General features: G+C 66.3%; 20 protein-coding genes. 7 read left to right on the top strand and 13 right to left on the bottom strand.

All coding sequences use genetic code 11. The annotated features are described in order from the left end of the window. Positions 1-27: 27 nt before the first annotated feature. From P12x_RS01055 to P12x_RS01065, 3 genes are all read right to left on the bottom strand, one after another. Positions 28-3102: an efflux RND transporter permease subunit gene (locus P12x_RS01055; protein ID WP_435008962.1), complete on the bottom strand. Its 3075-nt coding sequence runs from the start codon at positions 3100-3102 to the stop codon at positions 28-30. Between the two features lie 169 nt (positions 3103-3271). Further along, positions 3272-4840, bottom strand: a complete 1569-nt coding sequence (locus tag P12x_RS01060; protein WP_435008963.1) for an efflux RND transporter periplasmic adaptor subunit — start codon at positions 4838-4840, stop codon at positions 3272-3274. A gap of 202 nt (positions 4841-5042) precedes the next feature. Beyond that, positions 5043-5564, bottom strand: coding sequence for a hypothetical protein (locus P12x_RS01065; protein ID WP_435008964.1), 522 nt, complete (start codon positions 5562-5564; stop codon positions 5043-5045). Positions 5565-5814: 250 nt separating this feature from the next. On the opposite strand from P12x_RS01065, the gene P12x_RS01070 reads away from it, so the two are divergent. Beyond that, the gene (locus P12x_RS01070; RefSeq protein WP_435008965.1) at positions 5815-5958 is read left to right on the top strand and encodes a hypothetical protein; all 144 of its coding nucleotides are present in this window, start codon (positions 5815-5817) and stop codon (positions 5956-5958) included. A gap of 163 nt (positions 5959-6121) precedes the next feature. Here P12x_RS01070 and P12x_RS01075 read toward each other — a convergent pair whose 3' ends face one another. The 6 genes from P12x_RS01075 to P12x_RS01100 form a co-directional block, all read right to left on the bottom strand. Continuing rightward, on the bottom strand, positions 6122-6934 hold the full coding sequence (locus P12x_RS01075) for a hypothetical protein (RefSeq protein WP_435008427.1): 813 nt from the start codon (positions 6932-6934) through the stop codon (positions 6122-6124). After that, positions 6861-7238, bottom strand: coding sequence for a helix-turn-helix domain-containing protein (locus P12x_RS01080; protein WP_435008966.1), 378 nt, complete (start codon positions 7236-7238; stop codon positions 6861-6863). Before P12x_RS01080 ends, P12x_RS01075 begins: the two co-directional genes overlap by 74 nt. A gap of 74 nt (positions 7239-7312) precedes the next feature. Further along, positions 7313-7927: a DUF6940 family protein gene (locus P12x_RS01085; protein ID WP_435008967.1), complete on the bottom strand. Its 615-nt coding sequence runs from the start codon at positions 7925-7927 to the stop codon at positions 7313-7315. Positions 7928-7960: 33 nt separating this feature from the next. Continuing rightward, positions 7961-8191, bottom strand: a complete 231-nt coding sequence (locus tag P12x_RS01090) for a hypothetical protein (protein ID WP_435008968.1) — start codon at positions 8189-8191, stop codon at positions 7961-7963. A gap of 382 nt (positions 8192-8573) precedes the next feature. Then, positions 8574-9338, bottom strand: coding sequence for a sugar phosphate isomerase/epimerase family protein (locus P12x_RS01095; RefSeq protein WP_435008970.1), 765 nt, complete (start codon positions 9336-9338; stop codon positions 8574-8576). 104 nt (positions 9339-9442) lie between these two features. Then, the gene (locus P12x_RS01100) at positions 9443-13204 is read right to left on the bottom strand and encodes a hypothetical protein (protein WP_435008971.1); all 3762 of its coding nucleotides are present in this window, start codon (positions 13202-13204) and stop codon (positions 9443-9445) included. Between the two features lie 533 nt (positions 13205-13737). On the opposite strand from P12x_RS01100, the gene P12x_RS01105 reads away from it, so the two are divergent. The 4 genes from P12x_RS01105 to P12x_RS01120 all read left to right on the top strand — a co-directional run bounded on the left by P12x_RS01105 (position 13738) and on the right by P12x_RS01120 (position 16586). Then, a complete protein-coding gene (locus P12x_RS01105) occupies positions 13738-14607 on the top strand; it encodes a YiiX/YebB-like N1pC/P60 family cysteine hydrolase (RefSeq protein WP_435008972.1) in 870 nt (289 codons plus the stop codon). 68 nt (positions 14608-14675) lie between these two features. After that, complete coding sequence (locus P12x_RS01110) at positions 14676-15779, top strand: alpha/beta hydrolase fold domain-containing protein (protein ID WP_435008974.1); 1104 nt, start codon at positions 14676-14678, stop codon at positions 15777-15779. 223 nt (positions 15780-16002) lie between these two features. Continuing rightward, the gene (locus P12x_RS01115) at positions 16003-16236 is read left to right on the top strand and encodes a DUF433 domain-containing protein (protein WP_435008975.1); all 234 of its coding nucleotides are present in this window, start codon (positions 16003-16005) and stop codon (positions 16234-16236) included. Beyond that, positions 16233-16586, top strand: a complete 354-nt coding sequence (locus P12x_RS01120) for a DUF5615 family PIN-like protein (RefSeq protein ID WP_435008976.1) — start codon at positions 16233-16235, stop codon at positions 16584-16586. Before P12x_RS01115 ends, P12x_RS01120 begins: the two co-directional genes overlap by 4 nt. A gap of 2 nt (positions 16587-16588) precedes the next feature. Here P12x_RS01120 and priA read toward each other — a convergent pair whose 3' ends face one another. After that, positions 16589-18889 (bottom strand): replication restart helicase PriA, encoded by a 2301-nt coding sequence (priA, locus tag P12x_RS01125; RefSeq protein WP_435008977.1) that lies wholly within the window; start codon positions 18887-18889, stop codon positions 16589-16591. A 119-nt stretch (positions 18890-19008) separates the two neighbouring features. Between priA and P12x_RS01130 the strand changes: the two genes are divergently transcribed. Beyond that, positions 19009-19365 (top strand): hypothetical protein, encoded by a 357-nt coding sequence (locus tag P12x_RS01130; RefSeq protein ID WP_435008979.1) that lies wholly within the window; start codon positions 19009-19011, stop codon positions 19363-19365. A 93-nt stretch (positions 19366-19458) separates the two neighbouring features. Here P12x_RS01130 and sitI6 read toward each other — a convergent pair whose 3' ends face one another. Next, positions 19459-20166 (bottom strand): SitI6 family double-CXXCG motif immunity protein, encoded by a 708-nt coding sequence (gene sitI6 / locus P12x_RS01135; RefSeq protein ID WP_435008980.1) that lies wholly within the window; start codon positions 20164-20166, stop codon positions 19459-19461. A 392-nt stretch (positions 20167-20558) separates the two neighbouring features. On the opposite strand from sitI6, the gene P12x_RS01140 reads away from it, so the two are divergent. Beyond that, positions 20559-21929, top strand: coding sequence for an alpha/beta fold hydrolase (locus P12x_RS01140; protein WP_435008981.1), 1371 nt, complete (start codon positions 20559-20561; stop codon positions 21927-21929). An 87-nt stretch (positions 21930-22016) separates the two neighbouring features. Here P12x_RS01140 and P12x_RS01145 read toward each other — a convergent pair whose 3' ends face one another. Together P12x_RS01145 and P12x_RS01150 are read right to left on the bottom strand one after the other, a co-directional pair. Then, on the bottom strand, positions 22017-22286 hold the full coding sequence (locus P12x_RS01145) for a hypothetical protein (protein WP_435008983.1): 270 nt from the start codon (positions 22284-22286) through the stop codon (positions 22017-22019). 168 nt (positions 22287-22454) lie between these two features. After that, complete coding sequence (locus tag P12x_RS01150; protein WP_435008985.1) at positions 22455-22757, bottom strand: carboxymuconolactone decarboxylase family protein; 303 nt, start codon at positions 22755-22757, stop codon at positions 22455-22457. Positions 22758-22816 lie beyond the last annotated feature (59 nt).

The raw sequence follows: 22816 nt of genomic DNA on the forward strand, positions 1-22816 counted from the left end.
TGGTAAGGACATCGGGAGCCCGGTGCCTCACGCGCCGGCGGCCTTGGGCTCCTCGGCGAACCAGGGGTAGATGGCCGGCAGGACCAGGGCGGTCAGCAAGGTGGAGGTGACCAGCCCTCCGATGACGACGGTGGCCAGGGGCCTCTGGATCTCGGCTCCGGGGGTGGTGGCCAGGGCCATCGGGATGAACCCGAATCCGGCGACCAGGGCGGTCATCAGGATCGGCCGGAGCCGGACCATCGAGGCTTCTCGGGCGGCGTCGTGGGGCTCGATCCCTTCGACGTGGAGGTGCTCGACCGAACTGACCCAGACCAGTCCGTTGAGCACCGCGACCCCGAAGAGCGCGATGAAGCCCACCCCCGCGGAGATCGAGAACGGCAGCCCCCGGGCCGCCAGCGCGAAGATCCCGCCGGTGGCCGCAGTGGGCACCGCCAGATAGATCAGCAGGGCCAGTCGGAGCGAGCCGAAGGTGCTGTAGAGGAGCAGGAAGATCAGGAGCAGGGCGATCGGCACGACGATCAGGAGCCGTTGCGAGGCCGTCTGCAAGTGCTCGAACTGCCCGCCCCAGCGGACCAGGTAGCCGGGGGGCAGGTCGACCTTGCGGTCGATCGCGGCCTGGGCCTCGGCCACGAAACCGGCCATGTCGCGGCCACGGACGTTCACCCCGACATACGTCCGGCGCTGGACGTTCTCTCGCTCGATCTCGCTAGGGCCTTCTTCGAAAGCGATCTCGGCGAGGTCGCGGATCGGGATCGGGTTCCCCTTGGGGTCGGCCACCTTGATCAGGCCGATCCGCTCGGGGTCGTTCCGCCAGGATTCGGGCAGTCGGACCTGGATGGCGAACCGTTTCTGGCCTTCGAAGAGCGTGCCGACGGTCGTGCCGCCCAGCGCGGCGATCTGGTCGAGGACGTCGCTGGCCTTGATCCCGTAGCGGGCCAGCTGGTCGCGGCGGACCGAGATCCGGAGCATCGGCAGGCGGCCGGTGCTGGGGGCCTTGACGTCCTGGGCCCCGGGGATCGCGCCCAGGACCCGCTCGATCTCGAGGGTCTTCTGGCGGAGGATATCCAGATCGGGCCCGTAGATCAGGGCGGCCACGTCGCTCTTGACCCCGGCGACCAGCTCATTGACCCGCATCTCGATCGGCTGGCTGAAGCCGAACTTCACCCCCGGGACGTTCTCGGAGAGTTCCTTGTTCATCTCCTCGATCAGGCCGTCGCGGGTCAGCCCGGCTCGCCACTCTTCCTGGGGCTTGAGCATCGTCCAGACGTCGGTCTGGTGGACGCCCATGGCGTCGTTGGCGATCTCGGGCCGGCCGGTCTTGCAGTAGACCGTCCGGACCTCGGGGAACTTCTCGAGGATGGTCTCGATCTGGGTCGACATCGGCACGGCCCCTTCGAGCGAGGCCGAAGGGATCCGGACGGCCTCGATCAGGAGGTCCCCCTCGTTGAGCCTGGGCATGAACTCGGCGCCCAGGTTCAGGGCGACCGGCACGCTGACGCCGACCAGCGCGAGCGCCAGCAGGGCCACCGCGAGCGGGTGGCGGATCACGCCGTCGATCAGCGGGGCGTAGATGCGCTTGGCCCAGCGGATCAGGAAGACCTCCTTCTCCTGGACCTTCGAGCCCAGCGCCAGCGAGGCCAGCACCGGCATCAGGGTCAGCGAGAGCACCATCGAGCCGGCCAGGGCGAAGATCACGGTCAGGGCCATCGGCCGGAAGAGCTTCCCCTCGGTCCCCTGGAGGGCGAGCATCGGCAAGTAGACGATGGCGATGATCAGCTCGCCGAACATGGTCGGCTTGCGGACCTCGACCGCCGCGTCTCGGATGATCTCCAGCTTGGGGCGCGAGCCCCCCTCGTGGGCCAGACGCCGGACGCAGTTCTCGACCATGATCACGCTGGAGTCGACGATCAGGCCGAAGTCGATCGCGCCCAGGCTCATCAAGCTGGCCGTCACCCCGGTGGCGAACATGATGTTGGCCGCGAAGAGCATCGACAGCGGGATCGCCATCGCCACGATCAAGCCGCCCCGGATGTTCCCCAGCAGCAGCAGCAGGATCACGATGACCAGCGTCCCCCCCTCGGTCAGGTTCTTCTCGACGGTCCCGAGGGTCTGCCCGATCAGGTGGGTCCGGTCGTAGAGCGCCTCGATCGTCACCCCCGGGGGCAGGGTCTTGCGGATCTCGTCGAGCTCGACCTTGACCCGGTTGACGACCTCCCGCGAGTTCTCGCCGATCAGCATCATGACCAGCCCGGTGACGATCTCCCCCTCGCCGTCGCGGGTGACCAGACCGGCGCGGATCATTGGGGCCAGGTGGACCCTGGCGACCTGCCCGATCGTCACGGGGACCCCGTTCCGTTCGTCGATGACGATCGCGGAGATGTCCTCGATCCGGTGCGCCTGGCTCTCGCCGCGGATGTAGCGGGCTTCTCCCTCGTGGACGAGGTAGCCGCCGCCGACGTTGGCGTTGTTCGACTTCAGGGCGTTGAAGATCTCGGTCATCGAGAGCTTGTACTGGTCGAGCTTGTTGGGGTCGACCTCGACCTGGAACGTCTTCAGCTCGCCGCCGTGCGTGTTGATCTCGGTGACCCCCGGGACGCTCCGGAGGTGATACGCGACCGACCAGTCGAGGATCGTCCGGAGTTCCATCGGGCTGTAGCCCTTGCCCTTGATCTGGAACTGGAAGATCTCGCCCAGCGCCGTGGAGATCGGGCCGAGCATCGGCGTGCCGTACCCGGGCGGGATCGCCTCGGCCGCCTTGGTGAGCCGCTCGCCGACGAGCTGGCGGGCCTTGTAGATGTCGGTCCCCTCGTGGAAGACGATCGTCACCACCGAGAGCCCGAATTTCGAGATCGAGCGGATTTGCTCGACGCTGGGCAGCCCGCTCATCGCCCCCTCGACCGGGAACGAGAGCAGGGTCTCGACCTCCAGGGGGCTCAGCGCGGGGGCCTCGGTGATCACCTGGACCTGCACGTTGGTCAGGTCGGGGACCGCGTCGATCGGCAGGCTCAGGGCCGAGTGGACCCCCAGCCCCGCCACCAGGAGCGTCCCCATGATGACCAGGAACCGATTCCGCAGCGCCGTCTCGATCAGGGCATTGAGCATGGGCGAGCCTGGGGTCAATGGCTAGTGGTCGGTTTCTCTGAGTAGGGCAGGGCTTGCCCTGCCGAGGAGAACAACGCTGGCAGGGCAAGCCCTGCCCTACGGGAAATCTCGAGGAAAACCGCGTCCGGGTGAGGGCAAATCGATCGACGCGATCGCACCCCTCGGCCGGTCACTCCTCGTCGGTCTCGTTCTGCAGGATCAGCTCGCTCTTGACCAGGAAGGCCCCGGCGACGACCACCGGCTCGCCCGACTTGATCCCCTCGGTGACGACCTGTCGCCCCTGGGCGTCGCGTCCGAGCTTGACCGGGCGGATCACGAAGGATCGCTCCTCCTTGCCGGGCACGAAGACGGCCGGCTTTCCCTCGAACTCGACGACCGAGCTGAGCGGCACGGTGGTCGCCTTCTCGATCGCCCGCGTGTCGAGCACGATCGTGGCGAACATGCCGAGCTTGAGCAATCCGTCGGGGTTCTCGGCCTCGGCCACCATGCGCACCGTCCGCGTGATCGGGTCGACGTCGGCCCCGGTGTAGAGCATCTTCGCCTCGAAGGTCCGCCCCGGGTAGGCCGTGGCCGTCAGGGTGATCTTGCCATCGGAGAGGCCGGGCAGGGCGGAGAAGTCGGATTCGGGGATGTTGGCCACGGCGTAGACCTTCGAGACGTCGACCAGGGTGAACAGGATGTTGGCCGTCTCGACCCGCTCGCTGATGCTGATCGCGGTCGAGACGACCGTGGCGTCGAAGGGGGCGAGGATCGGGTAGGCGGTCAGGTCCTCCGACCCCGATGGGAGGGCCGAGGCCTTCTCGGGGTGGGCCAGGAGGTCGTCGACATCCACGGGCACGCCCAGGATCCGGAGCCTCTGGGCGGCGTCGACGACCATCTCCTCGGCGTTCCGGGCCGCTTGCCGGGCGATCCGGTCCTGTTGCGCCACATCGAATCGGATCTGTTCGAGGCTCGCATCGAATTTCGCCTGGGCCGACTCCCGGGCGTGCTGGGCGATGAACAGCGGGTGCTCGCCGATGATCTTCTTCTGGTTCAGGGTGGTCATCTTGTCGGCTTCATGCGCCGCGTTCTCGAGGTCGGCGTAGGCCGAGAGGAGGGTGCCCCGGGATGCGCCGAGCTGGCGCGAGGCGAAGGTCCGTGCCAGTTCCTGGGCGGGGGTCCCCTTGCGGAGCTGGTCGATCATGGCCTCGGTGTTGGAGGCGATCTCGGCCCGCCAGTCGGCCTCGACGCGGGCCGTGGCCAGGGCCCGCTGACGCTCGCGGATCAGGAGCCGGGCCGAGCCGATGTCGGGGCTGTCCAGGACGACCAGGGTGTCCCCCTTGCGGACCTTGGTCCCCGGCAGGACCGGCACCGTCCGGACGATGCCGAGCGCCTGGGGATGCAGGTCGACCCGGCGGGTGGCGTCGGCCTCGATCTTCCCGGTGACCTGGACTTCGCGAGGCATCTCGACCTCGCGGGCCGGCTCGACCTGGATCCCGGCCGACTCGAACTTGCCGACGGCCATCACGACCGTTGTGGCCGGGTCGAAGCCCGGCCCGGGTGCCTCAGCCGGGGCCTCGGCCCGGCTCGGCTGCCCCGCCGATGCCGATCCTTCCCGATGAAAGAGCCGGTCGTGAGTCAGCTCGGCCGCCGCCACCAGGGCCATCATCGCCAGGACCAGCCCGATGACCCAGACGGCGGGCATCTTCGACGCGGTCACACTGCTCGTCAGCGATCTTACCGGTACCGCCAGCCGCATATTCGCAACCTCCTCGTACGAGGCTAACGCGACGGCCCGCCCGGCCGATCTCCGGCGGGCTGGGGCGACGCACAAGGGCCTCGAACGTCCCCTGAGTTCGGTCGATATTCATCGGATCGAGGGCGACGAAAAGATGGCGAGGTGGGACGATCGGGGCTGGAAGTCCCGGACGTTCCTCGTCATCGGTCGAGGGAGGGTGGGCTCAGCAGGACCAGCGCTGGAGCCAGGAGGAGAACGAGATTCCGGGCGCAAAGGTGGCGCCGAAGGTATGAGCCGACCTCAAGTTGGGAGGAGGGCAGGGCGGAGTGCCGGGAATCGCGAAAGCGGCATCCCCGGTCGCCAGACTCGGCCCTGAATCGAGCGAGTCGAGAGGATTCGAGGATTGGTCCGGCACGACGATCGGACCGACCTCGGGCGTCGGCGCGTCCCAGCCGGCCACGTGGGCGTGAAGCTGGGGGCCGGCCCCGGAGTGGCCGGGCTCGACCGGGCCCGAAGAGGGGAGGAACCAGTGCCAGTGGAGGATCGCCACGTCGTCCGCCCGGCCCGCGTCGGGATGCCAGCGGAGCAGGTGGTCGTGATACTCGCAGACTTGGCCGGGCCCGTCCTGGTGCCGGACGTTGTGGAAATCGGCCTGGGGCCAGGGCGCATGGAGGAGGCTCAGGATCAGCAGGCTGATCCCCAGGATGCGGGCACGGTGATGGCGGGACCACCCCTGCGACGGCATGCCAGTTCCTCGGACCACGGAAGGGCGACACGCGAGGCGATACCCTCCATTATGGCCCTCCCGTCCGCCCCGTCAAGCGATACCCGGCCCCGGACGGGTTCGAGAAAGACCCGAAAAATTTATTAAATATAAATGTTGGGAATTATTTGATCGAATCGGTTCGGGCCGTGTTACGATGAAATCGATGGGCCTGCAAACGGCGTGGCCCCGCCCTCCCGGAGCGGCCTGGCCGCGGAAAGCCGGTGTTCCCGTGCAAAGAATCCTGGACAAGTGGGGCCTGCCCTTCGCGGCCGTCGTCATCGGCGGCATCATCCTCTGGGGCCTGGTATTCTCCAAGGGCCGGGTCGAGGACGAGCCCAAGGCCCCGATCGCCGCCCCCTCGAAGCTCCAGTGATCGTGTCAATCCCCGGGTTCATTCATCCGGAGCGTCGGAGCTTTGCCGCTCGGAACGACTCTGCCTCCGGAGAATTGATTGCCGGCCGAAGTATCGCGAGGGTTGATCGTCCGACACCCCGGATTCAATTCACGACGAAGGCCCGAAGTTGCCTTGTGGCCGATCATTGTCGCACGGATGGGAAGGCCAGCCATTCGGGAATTGACCAGACGTGATCGGCCAGCCCGGCCGCCATCGCCGGACTCCTCTTCCGCCAGATGCCCTGGTCGTCTTTGATCCGTAAGGTCCGGACCGGCCAGCAGAAATTGTAGACGTACATCGTCAGGTAGGTCACCGATTCGTGATGCCGCCAGTCCTTGCTGAATCGGTATGTCTTGCGAGCCTTCCGGGCGTTGCGATGCCGGTCCGTGCCGTTCTGCCGCTCCACGAACGATGTGTTGATCGATCGGCTCACCCTGGACATCCCCAACGTCGCGGCCACCGCCGCCATCGTGCCGAAGATCACCCGCGTGGCGATGGCCACCACACGGCCTCTCTCTCGCGTCTTCTCCACCACGGCATAGGTCAGGCCCACCGGCTCGACCTTGTAAGGGGCCCTGGGCCGGCCTCGCTTGCCGGTCCGGGGCGGCGTGATCGTCTCCCCATAGGCCTCGAGGATCGCATTCTCGTAGGCCTGATAGCCGTCGGTGGTGATCAGGTCCATCAGCCTTCCCCCGGTGCGTCGCTTGAAGTCATCGACCACCGCGACGACGTTCGCGGCCGTCCGCTCGCCGGACACGACGCCGATCACCAACCGACTCTCGGCATCGATCGCGACATGGTCCCAGGTGTCTCCCTTGCGGTCATCGGCCGGGTCGGTCTGGTCGCAATTCTTCTCCTTCTTGGCGACGAAGGACCACTTCTCATCGAACTGGGCCTCGCGAGTGAGGGGGGGAAATCGCGACCAACTCGTCGTGGAGGTCGTGGGAATGATCACCAGCGATCCGGCTCAGGCGGCCGACCGTGCCCCGATCGACCTTGCAGAGCCGCCCGGTCTGTCGGACACCGCATCCCTCGGCGATGTGCTCCAGGACCGTCTCGACCTTCTCCGGAGGCAGTCGGGAGTCGAAGAGCGGCGTCCCCTTCCGCTCGGAGAAACGAGCCTTGCAAGCCCGGCAGCGGAGCATGCGTCGGGCCTTATCTGGGCCATACCGACTGGTGACCGAGAGATTTCCGGCTCCACGTTTGCCGTATTCTGAGCACTCGAAATTCAGGCAGCAGAAGCGAGAGAGGTCGTCCATGGTGCGGCTCAGTCGGTACGATCTTGGGGATTGGCAACCAATTGCGTCACATGCTTATGATAGAAGAAAGGCGGTCAACGTGCGACACTGACCGGCCACGAGGCGAAGTTGCGATAAGGCCGGAACCCATAATATTTGGGCCGATCGTCGAGCCTCACATGCAACCAGGGCACTCCCGCCCCGGCCGTGCTGAGCCAGGCGGGCGACTTTCCGAGGCGTTCGATCATCGCCATCCCGACGAGGGCCCAGAGCGAGTGCTTCTGCGATTCCGGGGCCTTGCGGACGAACGCCGCAAGATGCCCGTAGGCCTCCCGCGGCGCGATGGGACGGGGCACGACGAGGATCGCATCGCGACCCAGGTTGGGAAATGCGATGGCCTCCCGATTCGGCTCGGTCGCCCCGAAATGATCCGCGAACGCACCGGGATCGGATCGCCCGGCCAAGCCCGGTTCGTCGATCAGGACGAACTCGAATGGTCGAGCCGCCGTGACATCCGACACCGGGGGAGTCTCCCACCGGAATGCCGAGAATGGAGCTTCGGCCAGCAACCCGAGGAAGAAAGTCCGGAAGTCCGCTTCGTCCCGCCAGAGATCCAAGGCCTCCCGAAACGGGAGAGGCGACCCTCCCGCGACGATCTCGAACTTCAGGAGTCGCCCCCCGTCCCATCGCTCGCTGCGAGTGGTCCACATGGTCTACGGATCCTCCTCGCGAGTCGGGGGCGATCAGGCGATCCGCTGGGCAATACCCGAACCGGCGGTCGGCGGCGGCAGGGGCTTCCCGTCTCGTTGGGCGATCTCGACCCAATCTTGCACGATCCGGCAGAGTTCTCGATAGACCTCGATCTCGTCCATACCGTGGCAGCAAGGGCCGATGATCCCGGGGCACTGCCCGACGAAAGCCCCATCCTCCTCCGACCATTCCACGATTTTGACGTGTCTCGCGGCTTCGGTCATGACCGGGCCACCTCGTCGCTCGCCTAACTTCCCGCTCCTGATAGGGCCTGGCGTCGTCGCCCGGCTGTCCGGAAAGCGTGCCCCGATCGCCCTTGGGAGGCTCGAAGTTGCGGCGGCTACCCTTTCCGCCGCGATCGACGAATCTGGCTTGCTCCAGGTCTCCGATCAACTCGCGGACCTTCCGTGGCATGGATCTTGTTCATGCGAGGGCAGAGTCAGGCGGTTCCCGTCGGGGGATCAGGGCTCTAACCAGGGAGACTCGCTCATCTGGGACGCTCTCGCTTTCGTCGTATCCTCCGGCATTCGCGTGGTTGATCTCGATGACGAGGACTGACGGATCGACCTTTCTGGAACATTCGATTAAAGGCCGTGTGCTTCCTCCTCAGATCAGGCTCTCCAGCAGGAGCTTGAGCTTGCGGACCTCGACTTCGACCTCGAAGGGGTTGTCGAACGAGTCGAGGATCGAGACGGTCAGGGCCCGGACGTAGCCGTTGCGCTCGAGGAGGTTGACGATCCGGCCGTACTCGATCTCTCCCTGGCCGACCCGGACCTGGAACTCCCCGGGCTTTCGGCCGGTGTCCCTCAGCAGGACGTTCTGGACGAAGGGGAAGACCTCGTCGTAATTGCCCCCGGCCAGCGGCCCCTGGATGTAGTGGCTGGGGTCGAGGGTCAGGCCCAGGCCGGGGACGGCCCGGCAGAGCTCGGCGGCCTGCCCGGGGTCGGAGGTCAGGGTGGTCGAGTCGGTCATCAGGGCCAGGACCAGGCCCTGGCGCATGGCATGTCCGGCCAGTGCGGCCAGTCGCTTGACCTCGTCGTCGAACGGGGTCCCCAGCGGCGAGGCGGGAATCGTGATCACGGCGACGGTCTGGAGCTTGGCCAGCCGGCAGATCGCCTCGAACCGTTTCCGGACCGTGGCCTCGTCGGCGTCGCCGAAATCGACCCCGTAGGCCGATGGGGTCATGCTGGGCGCGTCCCGGAGTCGGCCGTGGGCGGCGTCGACGTTCTCGGCGATCTCCGAGGGCTGGAGGTGAGTCCCCCCTTCGACGATCGCCAGGTCAATCTTGCGGAATTCCAGGTCGGCGATGTGCCGGATGGCCTTCTCGAGCGGCTCTTTCGAGAAGCAGAGCGTGTTGCAAGCGACGAACACCCGGATTCCTCCTCCGTGAAGGATTGCGACGGAGCGCCGATCCGGGCCCAGGCCCGACGACCCTCCTCTCCTCCCCATCGTTCCATCCCGCGTCGAGCCCGATCTTACCGCAGGCGTTTGCCGGGCGGAAGGGCGGATGCGTCGCCGGTCCGGATCATGCCCGATCGGTCGCCCGCCCCGACGGTCGAGGCCGGGCCGGAGGAGACGTACCGGGTCCAGTGAGAGCCGGCCAGTCGGGCGAAGTCCGAGTAGCGTTTGTCGCGGTAGGCCGAGAGCGCGGCCATCAGGTCGCGTCGGGCGTTGAGCCGCTCGGATTCGCTGAGGGCGTCGCCCCGGACCGAGACATCGTCGATCCAGAGCCGACCCGGGCCGAGCAGCTCGAACCGGAGCCGGGCCGAATCCAGGCCTCCTTCGGGGAGCTGGGTGGCCCGGATGGTCGTCTCGGCCCAGTCGGCCTGGGCCGTCAGGTCGAGCTGACGGGCATACGGGCGATCCTCCGCCTGGCCGTCGATCCGGACACGGACCTTGGTGTCGGGGGGATCGGCCCGGAACCAGGCGTGGATCGCCAGGGTCGAGCGCCCATCGGGGTGGAATGGGGTGCTGATGACCCCGGCCGGGCCATTCCGGGCGTCGAGTCGGAGGCTCCCCCGCCCCGATCGGGGACGGTCCCGGTCCAGCTCCACCAGGCCACCCCCCGTCGCGGTCTCCCAGCCGGGGATGGTCGTCGAGGGGCGGGAGGTGGTCAGGAGGACCGAATCGGGCTCGAACCCCGCGTTCGAGGGGCCGGACCGTGAGAGGGTCAGGTTGGGGTCGCCCGCCGGGAGCCGGTTGAGGCGGCCCAGGGCGGCCCAGAGGTCGTCGTAGTGGGCCTTCATCCCGTCCAGTACGGCCGGGCCGGGGAACGGCGTGACCGAGGCCACCTTGACCGCGGGCGAACCGACCTTCGCCGTGGCCACGCCGAAGGGGGGGAGTTCCAGGACCAGCCGGGCCACCCCCGCTTCTCGCTCGGGTTCCAGCCGGATCCCTCTGCCGAGGTCCTCCACCGAGGCGTCGGCGGGGGCCTCGAAGGCGGTCTCCAGCAGGATCGGATAGGGCGTGTCGTTGGCCATCGAGAGGTAGGTGTTCGGCCCCGATCGGACCGCCCGGGAGACCACGCCCGAGGGAAGCCTCGGCCCGGGGGGGCCGGGTGGCGGGGATGGCAGGGGCGAGAAGACCCGGGCGAACCGGCGGATTCGCTCCTCCTGCCCGGCAACGCTGGTCGAGGCCAGGATCACCCGTCGGGCGTCGATCGCGGCGATCGCGTGGCCCAGGGGCTCGTCGCCCCAGGCTCCCTCGGCCATCGGTCGGGCGGTGAGCCGGAGTGGGGCCTGATTCCACTCGGCCGGGTCGTCGACCGGCCCCTCGACGCCCACCAGGACGCCCCGACCCGCCCGGGGTGCGACCTGTTCGTCCAGCTCGGGGCTGGTGGCCAGGTCGTGGCCCAGGTCGCCGGTCGACAGGCCCACACCTCGGAGGATCACCGGGGCCCCTTCGCCTTCGGGCCAGGCGGTCAGGTCCAGGCCAACCCCTCGCCAGGCCTGGCTCGGCCCGAGTCCGGCCAGGTCGACCCGGCGAGCCTCCTCGCCGGCCGGCCCGGGTTCGAGGCCCGGGGTGGCGACGGCCAGGGTCGAGCCGGGCGAGGCCGACCGTGCGGCCTCGGCCAGGCCGGCGTAGACGCCGGCGACTTCGCGGGATCGCCAGGCCAGCCAGGGGAGCCGCCCGGCCCCCTCGACGTACTTCGCCCGGGCCTCGAACCGGCCGGGGTCGCCCGGATCCTGGCCGGGCACCCGAGCCGAGAGGCCGGGCTCGAAGGCGTCGTCGACGAACCGGGCGAAGGTGGTGTCGTCGAGCCCGGTGTCGGGCCCGCCCAGGAGCGTCGAGCTCGGGCCGAGCCGGACCAGCACGCCGAGGAGATTCGGCCGGGCCTTCCGGGGCTCGACCGCGGCCCTCACCTTCCGGGCCATGGCCTCGCGGACCTTCGGGTGGATCGGGTGGTAGCTCGGCCCATCGGCCAGCCCCTTGCGGTCGAGCCGGACCAGTCCCTCCGCCATCGCCTCGGGCGAATTGGGCGCGGGGAGGCCGGGCAGGGTGCCTCCGAAACCGACCTCGACCCAGGCCGAGCAGCCCCGACGAGCCAGGATCCGGAGCATCAGGTCGAGCCGGTCAGGCCCGGTGGAATCCTCCCCGGCCTGGCCGCTCAGGGCCCGCCGACGCTGGCGATCGGCCAGTCCGTTGGGCAGGATCACGGTCGAGGCCCCGCAATGGGCCAGATAAGTCGACAGGTTTCGCCCCTGGGCCAGGATGTCGATCGTTCGCTCGTTCCCGCCCCCGAAGCGGGCCAGCGACCGGAGGCCGGCCAGGTGGATCCCCAGCGACCGGTCGGGTCCCCGGGGGGCCGCCGAGGCCGGCAGGTCTGTCAATTCGGTCAGGGAGATCGAGCCGATCCGGACCGAGGCCGCCCGATCGCGATTCACCATCACCAGGACCGGCGACTCCGCGTCGGGCCAGACCGGCCAGGAGAAGGTCCCCGGGGGGCCGCCGTCGAGGACTGGCGCCCCGGAAACGCAGGCGTCGAGCACCACCCGGCCCGGACTGCCCGGCCCACCGCCGGCCACCATCGCCACGCCGAGCGATGAGGGATGCCCGCCGGTTACCGTCAGGGTCAGCCGGTGGGGCCGCTCCGGGTTCTCGACCCGGAGCCCGACGGCCGACCAGGCCAGGCCCCCCGAGTCGGCCGGGGCCAGCGTCGAGGGTTCCGTGGCATTCCCCTTGATCCAGCCCCGGAGCCGGTCGCGGACCGAAGGGTCGACCATCGCGGCGTCGGGGACCAGCCAGGTGGTTCGGCCGGGCTCGGCCAGGGGGGAACGCCCGGTGGCGGAGGGCCGCTGTCCCCAGGCCCGGGTCAGGTCAATCGCGTCGACCTCGGATTCGCCCGAATCTCCCTTGGTCGGGGTTGGCGAGGCCGGGGATCGAGGGCCGAGGATCGCCACCGAGAGACGACGGCTCGCCGAGGTCGTCTGCGAGGGGTTTCTCCGGCGGCGAAGCCATCGGCCGAGCCTCGACCCGGCCGGGTCGCCCATCGGCTCCCACGAGGTCTTGATCTCCAGGATGTACGTCCCCTCGGGGCCTTTCGCGGTCACCATCAGGGGATGGCGGGCGGGCTCCAGGGAGTTGGTGGCGATGACTTCTTTCCAATCGTCACGCCAGATCGGGTCGCCCCCTCGGGCCGGCCTCAGCTCGGCCGAGCACCGGACGGCCACGTCGGCCGCTTCCGGGGTCAGGAGGTTCAAGGAGACCGAGAGAGGGACCGCCGCCCCGGGCTCCAGGGTCCCGTCGCCCGCGAGGTCGGCCTGGATGGCATCCCAGGCGAGCCGTTCGACCTTGATCTCGCCGACGGCCGGCGACCCGGAATGGTGCGGACCTTCCAGGAGCGAGGCCAGGGTCAATCGGGCGACCTGATCGGCGACCCGGATCGTGATCTCGGCCGCCAGAGGGGCCTCGACCCGGACCCGGGCCTGGCCCTGGTTCACGAAGGTTTGCCGCCAGGACCCATCGGGCCGGGACTCCCAGGCCGGGCCGGTCGGCCAGGGGACAACCTCATTCACCACGCCGGCGCCCATCGTCAACTCGATCGGGCCAGGAATAGCCGGGACGTGCTCGGGCTCGGGAAGATCGGGCAGGACCGGGACCGACCATCTGAGTTCGAAGGTCATCCGGACCGGCAGACCCGCCGGGGCCTCTCGGGGCGAGATCGGCGCAGCACCGGCCAGCGCCACGAAGAGCGCATGGAGCCAGATCAGCCTGTGAACGCGCCGTCCTGTGCGCATGCGACTTATGATGCCCCCGAGGCCCGACCTGAACCGATTCGGTTCGCATCCTTGCGAATCCGGCACGGGTTGTCGGGCCCCCAACTGGCCTTGTCGAATCCTTTACTTATCAGAGATCCATCGACCGGTCGACCCGCGAACTGGAGAGATTTTGCATCCTGTCCGGAAAGTTTCCCGGCCTCGCGATCCCGATAATCGTTCAGGCCTGACAGGCTCGGCGGGAATCTGCGGGAATTGCGTCGAGTCTGATCTTGTGCTGATCTCGAAATTCGTCACGATGACTTGGCGAATGGTTCGGTTCGGCGATAAAATGGGAGTCCCCGGCCGTCCAGCCGCGGCCCGTCATCCCGAGATGGCCCTGGCCCACGGCGACCTCCCGACCTGTCTCCCTCCGACTCGACGGAGGCCGAACCGGATCGGGCAGGATCTCGCGAATGTCGCCCTCCAATCGCTCGCTCATCGCACGGGATCTCCTTGGGCTTTTGACAGCCTTCCTCGGAGAGTTACCCGGCGCGTCAGAAGGATCTCTCCACATGAGACTCTTGCTCTGGTTGATCTTGGCCTTCAATGGCAATCCCGACGGTGGCAAAGAACCGACCGATCGGCTCGTCCCCGCCGGCTTCCAGGGCAATCCCTGGGGACCGGTCGCGACCGCGATGAGGAAGTCGGGCGAGCTCCCGCCGATCCCCGATACCCCCGCCATGACGCAGTGGGACCAGTGGGGCCGCAAGGTCCTCAAGTCGGGGGACATCCTCTTCCGACGCGGCGATGCCCGGATCCTGGGCGGGCTCTTCCCCTTCAGCCGGTTCATCGCCAATGTCAGCGGGAGCCAGTATTCGCACATCGGGACCGTGGTCTTCGAAGACGGCGAGCCGATCGTCTATGACACGACCAAGGCCAGCGTCCGCCGCCAGCCCCTGAAGATCTGGATCCTGGATAATACCGGGGCCTTCGGCGTCAAGCGGCTCAAGCCCGAGTTCCAGGGGCGGATCACCAAGGTGGTGGAATACCTCCACGACGTCTACAAGAAGCAGGTCCCCTTCGACTACGAGCTGTCGACCGACGATCGCGAACTCTACTGCGTCGAGATGGCCGAGAAGGCCTTCCGCCATGCCGGCCTGGTCCTCTCCGAGCCCGTTCTCCTGGCCGACATGGAGAATATCGAGCAGTTCCCGCTCTGCGTCCTCGGCTTCACCTCGCTGACCAGCTTGAAGCTCGACCAGGCCGTGTTCTTCCCCGGCAATGAAAGGCACGGGATCTGGTCGTCGCCGGTCCTGGAGACGATCTATCCCCCGGCCCCGACCGATCGGGCCTCCAAACCGGCCGAGCCGGCCCGCAAACCCGCCGCCGCGGCCCGCCCGAAATCGGTGGCGGACCGGACCACGAAGATTCCTAGGAACTGACCCATCAGACCCCCCGTCGACCGCTGATCTCGAGCGGTCGTCGTCACCACCTGGAAGGCATGGATGCCATGAATCACACCTCCTGGACGGTCGGGCCGCGCACCCGGAGGGTGTCGGCCCTGGTGATCCTATCGTGCTTCGCGCTGGCGGTGAGCCCGGCGACCGGCGAGGACGAACCCCGGGTCTATCCCCACAAGGCGGTTCGTCGAATGGAGTTGGGTGACGGACCCCTCTCCTACTGGCTGTTTGAGCCCGCCGAACCGTCGCCCAAGACGGCCCCCGTGGTGGTCTTCAACCACGGTTGGTTCGCGGTCAATCCCGGAGTCTACGGGGCCTGGATCGAGCATCTCACCCGGAACGGGAAGATCGTGATCGCTCCGCGCTATCAGCGCGACTGGTCGACCCCCCCGGCCAATTTCCTGCCCAACGCCCTGACCGCCGTACGCGATGCCCTGGATGTCCTGGAGACCTCGCCCGCGCACGTCCGGCCGGATCGCTCGAAGTTCGCGCTGATGGGCCACTCCGCCGGGGGTAACCTCGCCGCCCAGATGGCCGCGGTGGCCGCCGAGGCCGACCTGCCCGACCCGAAGGCCGTCGTCGCGATCTTCCCCGGCGAGGTCTTCCAGTCCAAGAAGCCCGACCTGGCCAACGTCCCGGCCTCGACCCTCCTGGTGGTCGTCGCCGGCCAGCGGGACCTGGTCGTCGGCGACCAGCGGGCCCGCGAGATCTTCGCCGGGACGACCGCGATCCCCAACGATCGGAAGAAGTTCGTCCTCTACCGGACCGACCTCCGGGGCCACTCGCAGTTCCACTCGAATCACTTCGCCCCCACCGCCGCGCTCCCCCGGTTCGACACCGGAGACGGCCTCCTGCCCGCCGCCCAGATGGCCCAAGGCGAGGTCAACGCCTTCGACACCGCCGGGTTCTGGAGGATGGCCGACCTGACCATCGACGCCGCCTTCGCCGGCAAGACCCTCGACGAGGCCACCGACAAGGGGGACGCCTTCCGCCACCTCGGCTACTGGGCCGACGGTCGACCGGTCCTCCCCCCGATCGTCTCCGACGACCTCAGCACCATTCCCCGAGTGATCCCCCACGCCGGCCTCAAGCTCTTCGCCTGGCCCACCATCCGCGAAGCCGCCGCGATCCAGGAGGGGACCGAGCGACGCTGAAGGGCGGGCTGGGTGATCCTGGCCCGATCCTTCCGCGATCGAGAGTCAATCGAACGATTGGATCAGCGAGGAGTGGTAGTGGAAACGTCCTCGATCTCCCGGTTCCCGGATGAAACGGTCGACATCTCTTGGCTAGACCCGGGAATGAATTCTGTCCGGAGCAGTACTGCCAGCGGAGGTTCTTCCCTGACGTCGAGGACACGGCTCTGGTAGGATGGCCGCCATGGATCCACTACTTTCTCGGATCACGATCGACCCAGCCGTCTGCCACGGGCAGCCTTGCGTCCGGGGATTGAGGTATCCCGTCGAGTTCCTGCTGGAACTGCTCAGCTCGGGCATGGCATACGACGAAGTACTCGCGGATTATCCGGACCTCGAGCCTGATGACCTCCGAGCGGCCCTCGCATTCGCCGCCAGGTTGACACGATCCAAGCGGATGTTTCCGGTAACATCGTGAGATTCCTGATCGACGCCCAACTACCCAGGCGGATGGTCGGATGGCTGATCGCTGGTGGTGCTGACGCCGTCCATACCCTCGATCTCCCGGATGGCAATAGGACGACCGATACTCAAATCATTGAAGCCTCGAACCGTGAACAAAGGGTGGTCATTACCAAGGACGCGGACTTCGTCAATTCCCACCTGTTGTCGGGGCGACCGCGAAAGCTCTTGCTGATCTCGACTGGTAATATCAGCAACCTCGAGCTGGAGCGAATCTTGACATCCCTCATTCCGGACCTCGTCCGCGGGTTCCAATCGGACTCTTTCCTGGAGTTGGACCGCTCCGGCATCATCATTCGGGGTTAGAGTCAGAGCATACTCATAGGATCGACGTCGATCGCCAGTTCCACGCCGTTCGGCGGGGGGAACCGGGGGGGGACGGCCTTCAGGAGGTCCTGCAACGGGCGGGGGGAGGGGCAGCGCATCCGGAGGTGGAAGCGGTAGAGGTTGCGGATCTTCTCCACCGGGGCCGGGACCACGGCGGTGATCACCACCAGGTTCGAGGCTTCCTGCTGGAGGGCCGCGTGCAACTCTTCGAGGTAGGCTTTCACCGCCGTCGCATCCTCCCCCCTCGCGATCAGGCGGACCAGACGCCCGAATGGGGGTAGGCCCATCTTCTCGCGGTCGAGCAGCTCTCCGGCGACGAAGTTCATGTAGTCGTGATGCTGGGCGTGCGCGATCGCCGGGACGTCGGGGGAGAAGGTCTGGACCAGGACCTTGCCCGGTCGGTCCCCCCGGCCGGTTCGGCCGGCCACCTGGGTGACGATCTGGAAGGTCCGCTCGGCGGCCCGGAAGTCGGGCAGGTGCAGCGCGGTGTCGGAGTCGACCACGCCGACCAGGGTCACGTTGGGGAAGTCCAGCCCCTTGGCGATCATCTGGGTGCCGAGCAGGATCCGGACCTCGCCGGCCTTGAAGGCGGCCAGGGCCTTCTCGTGGCTCCCGTGCCCGCGCATCGTGTCGGAGTCCATCCGGCGGATCGACTGATCGGGGAACGCGATACGGACCTCGCGCTCGAGCCGCTCGGTGCCGATCCCGCCGTAATAGAGGAGCTTCCGGCAGGTCGGGCAGGTCGGGATCCGCTCCTGCTCGGCGTCGCAGAAGTGGCAGACCAGCTTCCGTCGCCCCTGGTGATAGGTCAGGCTCACGTCGCAGTGGCGGCACTTCACCACGCTCCGGCAGCCGGGATTCACGCAGACGGCATAGGTGTTGAATCCCCGGCGATTCAGCAGCAGGATCACCTGCCCGCCGTCGTTCAGAGCCTCGGTCATGGCGGTCCGGAGCGGGGCCGAGAGGACCACGCCGACCGGCTTCTCGTACCGCATGTCGATCATCGTCACTTCGGGCATCGGCCGGGAACCCACCCGCTCCTCCAGTGCGATCCGCGTGTACCGGCCGGTCTGGGCGTTCCGCCAGGTCTCCAGGGCGGGCGTGGCCGAGCCCAGGATCACCGGCACGCCTTCAAGCTGCGCCCGCTTCACGGCGACGTCCCGGGCGTGGTAGCGGGGGACGGTCTCTTGCTTGAACGAGCCTTCATGTTCCTCGTCGATGACGATCAGGCCGAGCTTCCGGGTCGGGGCGAAGACGGCCGATCGGGCCCCGACGACCACCTGGACCTCGCCCTCGGCGATGCTCCGCCAGTGCCGATGCCGCTCCCCCTCGCTCAGGTGGCTGTGGAGCACGGCCACCCGGTCGAACCGCCTCCGGAATCGGCGGATGGTCTGGGGGGTCAGGCTGATCTCGGGGACCAGGACGATCGCCTCGCGGCCCCGGGCCACGACCTCGTCGATCGCCCCCAGATAGACCTCGGTCTTGCCGCTGCCGGTGACCCCGTGCAGGAGGAACGTGGCGAAGCTATCCCCCCGGAGCGCGGGGGCGAGCTTCTCCAGGGCCGATTTCTGCTCGGCAGTCATCTCGGGAGGGGCCTGGCGTTCGACCTCGGCCCCTTCCTCGGGGGGCGAGGCGCCCATCCTCCGCTTGACGGTGTGGACGATCCCGTTCTTGCGGAGGGTATCCACCGCGCCGGTCCCGCACCGGGCCCGCTTGCAGACGTCGGAGATCGTCAGGGGGACATCCGACTTTGCGACGACCTCGACGATCTCGGCCTGCTTCGGGGTGAGTTTCAACGACCCGTCGAGCAGCCCGGCCCGGGTCGAGTCGGGGACGGTTAAGCAGACCCAGACCCGGGTCCCGGCCTGCTTCTTGACCCCGGCGGGCACCACGGCGTCGAGCGCCTGCCCCCAGGAACTCCCGTAATACGAGGCGATCCAGCGGGTCAGGTCCAGCATCGCCCCGTCGATCAAGGGGGGGGAGTCGAGGACCTCGATCACGTCCTTGACCCGCCTCGGGTCGACCTCCGCCGAGTCGTCCACCCGGACGCAGTAGCCCACGCTAGGGGTATTGCCCCGACCCAGGGGGACCTTGACCCGCTGGCCCGGCACGACCCCGGATCGCAACCCGGCGGGGATCCGATAGGAGAAAATCTGGTCGATCGGCCGGTTGAAGACCACCCCCGCGAAAGGCCCCTCGACCGCCACCGGAGGGGCCGCCTCGGCCTCATGCTCGAAGAGAGCGGCCTGCCGCCGGGTATCGTCGCCGATCGTCGGTCCCATCGCCTGGCCCCGTCGAACCTCACCGGGGACCTGGCCCCGGAACCGCCCACAAATCGCATCCCCTCCATTCTAAACGCTTGTCCATCCGAAAACGATGGAGAACCGATCGAGGGCGGATCATGCGGTGTTTCATGGCCGTCGCCGATCCCGAGGCGAGTGAAGACCAGGAACCAGGCCTAAGCCCCTGCCGTTTGTGGGTCGCCTGTTTGCTGGCGATCGAGGTGTCGAGAACCCCCAATCCTCAATCCTCAATCCGCATGATCCGAACCGCGCCTCCGGATAATGAGACGCTTCGCGATCTCCTCGAAGATGTCGTTCACGACGTCCTTTTCAGACCCGATGCGGAAGTTGATCGCTTTGGCGATGTCGATCTTCTCGCCACGATCCAGATAGACGGAGCCCGGGGAGTCATCCCCCGGGCGACCCGGCCTGATGCTTTTGGCATGACGGCCCAGGTCGCGTCGGTGATGGCGTAAATCATGACGGGTGAGGGTCGGGCGACAGGCTTGGGATGTCGTTGATCTTGACCTCATCTCAGGCAACGATACCCGCCTTGAGCACGCCCTATCTCATTCGGTAAAAATCGGGGTGAATTCGATGCCCGTAACGTTGTTGCGCTTGCAAGCGTCAAAAAACTCATCAGATGCAACGATCTGAGTGGGAAGCTCCATGATTCTGAATAAGTGATTTGGAGGAATGCTCTTCTGGTCTATTGATATCGGAGTATTGCGGGGCTTTGAATATTCGACTCTCCCGCAAACTGGGCACGGGATGATATCGCGATATTTCATCGAACTGGATAATCTGCAAAACGAGCTGACCTGCAACTCCACAACATCACGTGATGATTTGTCTTCAATGTGCAGTTCATTGCTTGTTTTAGCGGTTTCTAAATTTAAATGTTTGAAATATGGTAGAATGTTAAGGCTAGCAAGAGCTATCCACATGGTAGGCCAGATGAAGTCGGAAGTTGAGCCGGAAGCCTGGCCGAATAATGGTCCGAAGTCAGTTCCAGGCATTAGAATAGGGACCGAGGAGGGAAGCCAACGCTCTAGTTGTGCCCTAAGTCTCAGAAATTCTCCAAACTCAACATTGCGATGAACGGCATAATCATTGGAGTGAGAGAACCCTTCCAAGCTGATGTTGGCGTAACTAATTCCAACCATAGACCATTTATTGTCGCAGCCCGAGCAATGAACCCCCGGGAGTGACCAGCGACGCGACTGACGACGAAAAATCGGCTTGGGTCTTGACGGCTTGATAATGTAGTAAGGCATTGAAGTGTGGAAAACCCTTTCTTTGTTTCTTGAGAATTATAATGTTGATAATTTTTGTTGTGTAATGTTATGTTGTTGGTTTATTCTTTTTTCTCTTTAGGGTGGCCGCGCGGGCGTCGTTCGACCAGCGTGCCAAGCTTTCCCGGCATGGTCTCGGCCCAGGTCGGATCTCCCATGGGGGTGGGGTCGAGACTGGAGAACCGATCCAGGGCGGATCATGCGGTGTTTCATGGCCGTTGTCGATCCCGAGACGATGGGAATCCAAGAACCAATCCTGCCGCCCTCACTGAATATCGGCACTAGAAATGCATGTGCATCCCAGCTTCGGTCGCAACGAGGCGTCCTATTTTATCCTCGAAGCTGGCCGTTACCCTCGAACCCGAGCCCGTACCATGCCGTTCATGCCGTTCAACATCCTGGGGATGTGGTTCCGGGGATTGCTTTCGATCGCGATTCTAGCCGGCGGCATCTACCTGTTGAAGCGTTGGTACGACGATTCGCACTTCGTCGAAGTCGTGATCCCCGCAGGCGAGAAGGTTGGCTCGGATCGGTGGAAAGAGCTAGTGCTGGAGGGCGTCAACGATGGATCGGCTCGGAGGGTCTTCCGATTCGATCCCGGCTGGAATCAGCCGACGGGCGAGCTGGCAGCCGCTTCCGCTCTGATTCTTTGGGCCACGTTGGGAAGGTGGATCGGCAACGGCCTGTCGTTACTCACCCTGAGGTCGGGCAAGCCTGCGGGCAAGGTCGCGCCCCGACCTGCGGGGAAGCGGGAGAGCAAGAAGATCCGTCGCCAGAAGCCGAAGCGACAGAAGAGTGTCCTCCCGCTCGGCCCCGAGGAGGACGAAGATCCCTCGAGCGATCGCACGGGCGAAGTCCACACGATCCGCAGGCCCGACGGTAGCGAACTTCGGGTGGAATGCTATGGCCCCGCGGATGCCCCGCCGATCATCTGGACGCACGGCTGGGGGGCAAACAGCACCGAATGGTTCTATCAGAAGCGACACCTCACCGACCAGTTTCGCCTGATCGTCTGGGACGAGCCGGGGCTTGGCCTCTCGAAGAAGCCGGATAACAACGACTACCGCCTGGAGAATCTCGCCTCCGACCTCGAGGCCGTGCTCGACTTCGCGGGGGACCGCCCGGCCCTCCTGGTCGGGCACAGCATCGGCGGGATGATCACGCTCACCTTCTGCAAACTGTTTCCCGAGAAGTTGGGAACCCGCGTGAATGGATTGGTTTTGGCCCACACGTCTTACACCAATCCCGTGCGGACGACCTCGATGGCCGGTTTCTACACCGCCATCGAGAAGCCCGTCGTGATCCCGCTCCTCTACCTCACCATCGGACTCTGGCCCCTGGCTTGGCTGATGAACTGGATGAGCTATTTCAACGGCTCGGCCCACCGATCCACCCACAAATCATCCTTCTCCGGGAATGAGACTCGCGGGCAACTCAACTTCGTCTCGCGGTTCATGCCGCTGGGCCGGCCCGATGTCCTGGCCCGGGGGATGCTCGGGATGATCGCCTATGATGCCACCGAGGTCCTTGCCCGGATCCCCGTCCCAACGCTGGTCTTCGTCGGCGACGAGGACACGACGACGCTGCCCGAAGCCGGGGAATTCATCGCCAATCACGTGCCGAGGGCCAAACTGGTCACCCTCTCACCGGCCAAGCACATGGGCCTGCTCGAGCACCACGATCAGTTTGACCGGGTTGTGGCCGAGTTCGCCGAGTCGTGCCAGCCGATGGCCGTGCGTGGTTGAATCGGTATCCATCTGTCAGGATCGGAAATGCCCCTTTTTCCGATCCGCATGAGGAGCCGAGACCTCAGCCCGGCTCCCTGATCCGGCTCATCGAGCCTGCAAGCTGGTGGCGTTCCATCCCAGGAGCTGTTGATTCCGCTCTTCCCGGGTTGGGCTCGCCGGATCGAGCACGAAATAACCCTCGGGGGGGTGGATCGGGTTCGCCTTCCGCAAGGCTCGCGCCTGGAGGTAGCGATGGAGGCGGAACACGATCAGGCCCAGGGCCACCGATCCCAACAGCACCAGTTCGGTCGTATCGGTCATCACCACCACCCGATGGAGCAGGAACGGGAGGCGTCCCGGAATGCGGGGCATCATCCACCCATTCCTGATCAATCGGCGTCATCCGACGGCACTCTGTCCCCACTAAAATTCGAATGGGAGTAGGTGGACCGGGATTTTTGGGCACGGATACCCCGGCCGAGGCCCTTCGAGCTTTCCGGAATTCAGTAATCGATATGAGGTTGTGGAGATACTTGAGCTCGATCAAGCCAGGCAGTGCGTGCCGTGGGTAATCGCGGCCCCGGCCCTCAGGGCGGCCGCGACCATCACGGTCTCGGCGATCTCGGCCTCGGTGCATCCGGCGGCCCTGGCCTTCTTGCTGTGGATCTCGATGCAGTAGGGGCATTGCGTCGTCAAGGCCACGGCCACCGCCATCAGTTCCTTCGTCCTGGCCGGGATCACGCCGTCCGCCAGGGCGGCCTTGTCGAAGGACTCGAAGCCCTCCCACGCGGCGGGCGCCAGCTGGCCGAGCGTCTTCAGCTTCTTGAGATGGCTCATGTCGTACATCGAATTCCCTCCAGTGCAATCGGTTCGGGGTGGATTCGTTCGGGGGTCAGTGCCGAGGC

It is taken from the genome of Tundrisphaera lichenicola (assembly GCF_051175385.1).
GTDB lineage: Bacteria > Planctomycetota > Planctomycetia > Isosphaerales > Isosphaeraceae > Tundrisphaera > Tundrisphaera lichenicola.

What these genes read in the sequence shown, in the direction of transcription:
- P12x_RS01055 (WP_435008962.1), bottom strand. Translation starts at nt 3,102, where the DNA reads ATGCTCAATGCCCTGATCGAGACGGCGCTGCGGAATCGGTTCCTGGTC.
- P12x_RS01060 (WP_435008963.1), bottom strand. Translation starts at nt 4,840, where the DNA reads ATGCGGCTGGCGGTACCGGTAAGATCGCTGACGAGCAGTGTGACCGCG.
- P12x_RS01065 (WP_435008964.1), bottom strand. Translation starts at nt 5,564, where the DNA reads ATGCCGTCGCAGGGGTGGTCCCGCCATCACCGTGCCCGCATCCTGGGG.
- P12x_RS01080 (WP_435008966.1), bottom strand. Translation starts at nt 7,238, where the DNA reads ATGGACGACCTCTCTCGCTTCTGCTGCCTGAATTTCGAGTGCTCAGAA.
- P12x_RS01085 (WP_435008967.1), bottom strand. Translation starts at nt 7,927, where the DNA reads ATGTGGACCACTCGCAGCGAGCGATGGGACGGGGGGCGACTCCTGAAG.
- P12x_RS01090 (WP_435008968.1), bottom strand. Translation starts at nt 8,191, where the DNA reads ATGACCGAAGCCGCGAGACACGTCAAAATCGTGGAATGGTCGGAGGAG.
- P12x_RS01100 (WP_435008971.1), bottom strand. Translation starts at nt 13,204, where the DNA reads ATGCGCACAGGACGGCGCGTTCACAGGCTGATCTGGCTCCATGCGCTC.
- P12x_RS01105 (WP_435008972.1), top strand. Translation starts at nt 13,738, where the DNA reads ATGAGACTCTTGCTCTGGTTGATCTTGGCCTTCAATGGCAATCCCGAC.
- P12x_RS01110 (WP_435008974.1), top strand. Translation starts at nt 14,676, where the DNA reads ATGAATCACACCTCCTGGACGGTCGGGCCGCGCACCCGGAGGGTGTCG.
- P12x_RS01115 (WP_435008975.1), top strand. Translation starts at nt 16,003, where the DNA reads ATGGATCCACTACTTTCTCGGATCACGATCGACCCAGCCGTCTGCCAC.
- priA (WP_435008977.1), bottom strand. Translation starts at nt 18,889, where the DNA reads ATGGGACCGACGATCGGCGACGATACCCGGCGGCAGGCCGCTCTCTTC.
- P12x_RS01130 (WP_435008979.1), top strand. Translation starts at nt 19,009, where the DNA reads ATGCGGTGTTTCATGGCCGTCGCCGATCCCGAGGCGAGTGAAGACCAG.
- sitI6 (WP_435008980.1), bottom strand. Translation starts at nt 20,166, where the DNA reads ATGCCTTACTACATTATCAAGCCGTCAAGACCCAAGCCGATTTTTCGT.
- P12x_RS01140 (WP_435008981.1), top strand. Translation starts at nt 20,559, where the DNA reads ATGCCGTTCATGCCGTTCAACATCCTGGGGATGTGGTTCCGGGGATTG.
- P12x_RS01145 (WP_435008983.1), bottom strand. Translation starts at nt 22,286, where the DNA reads ATGATGCCCCGCATTCCGGGACGCCTCCCGTTCCTGCTCCATCGGGTG.
- P12x_RS01150 (WP_435008985.1), bottom strand. Translation starts at nt 22,757, where the DNA reads ATGTACGACATGAGCCATCTCAAGAAGCTGAAGACGCTCGGCCAGCTG.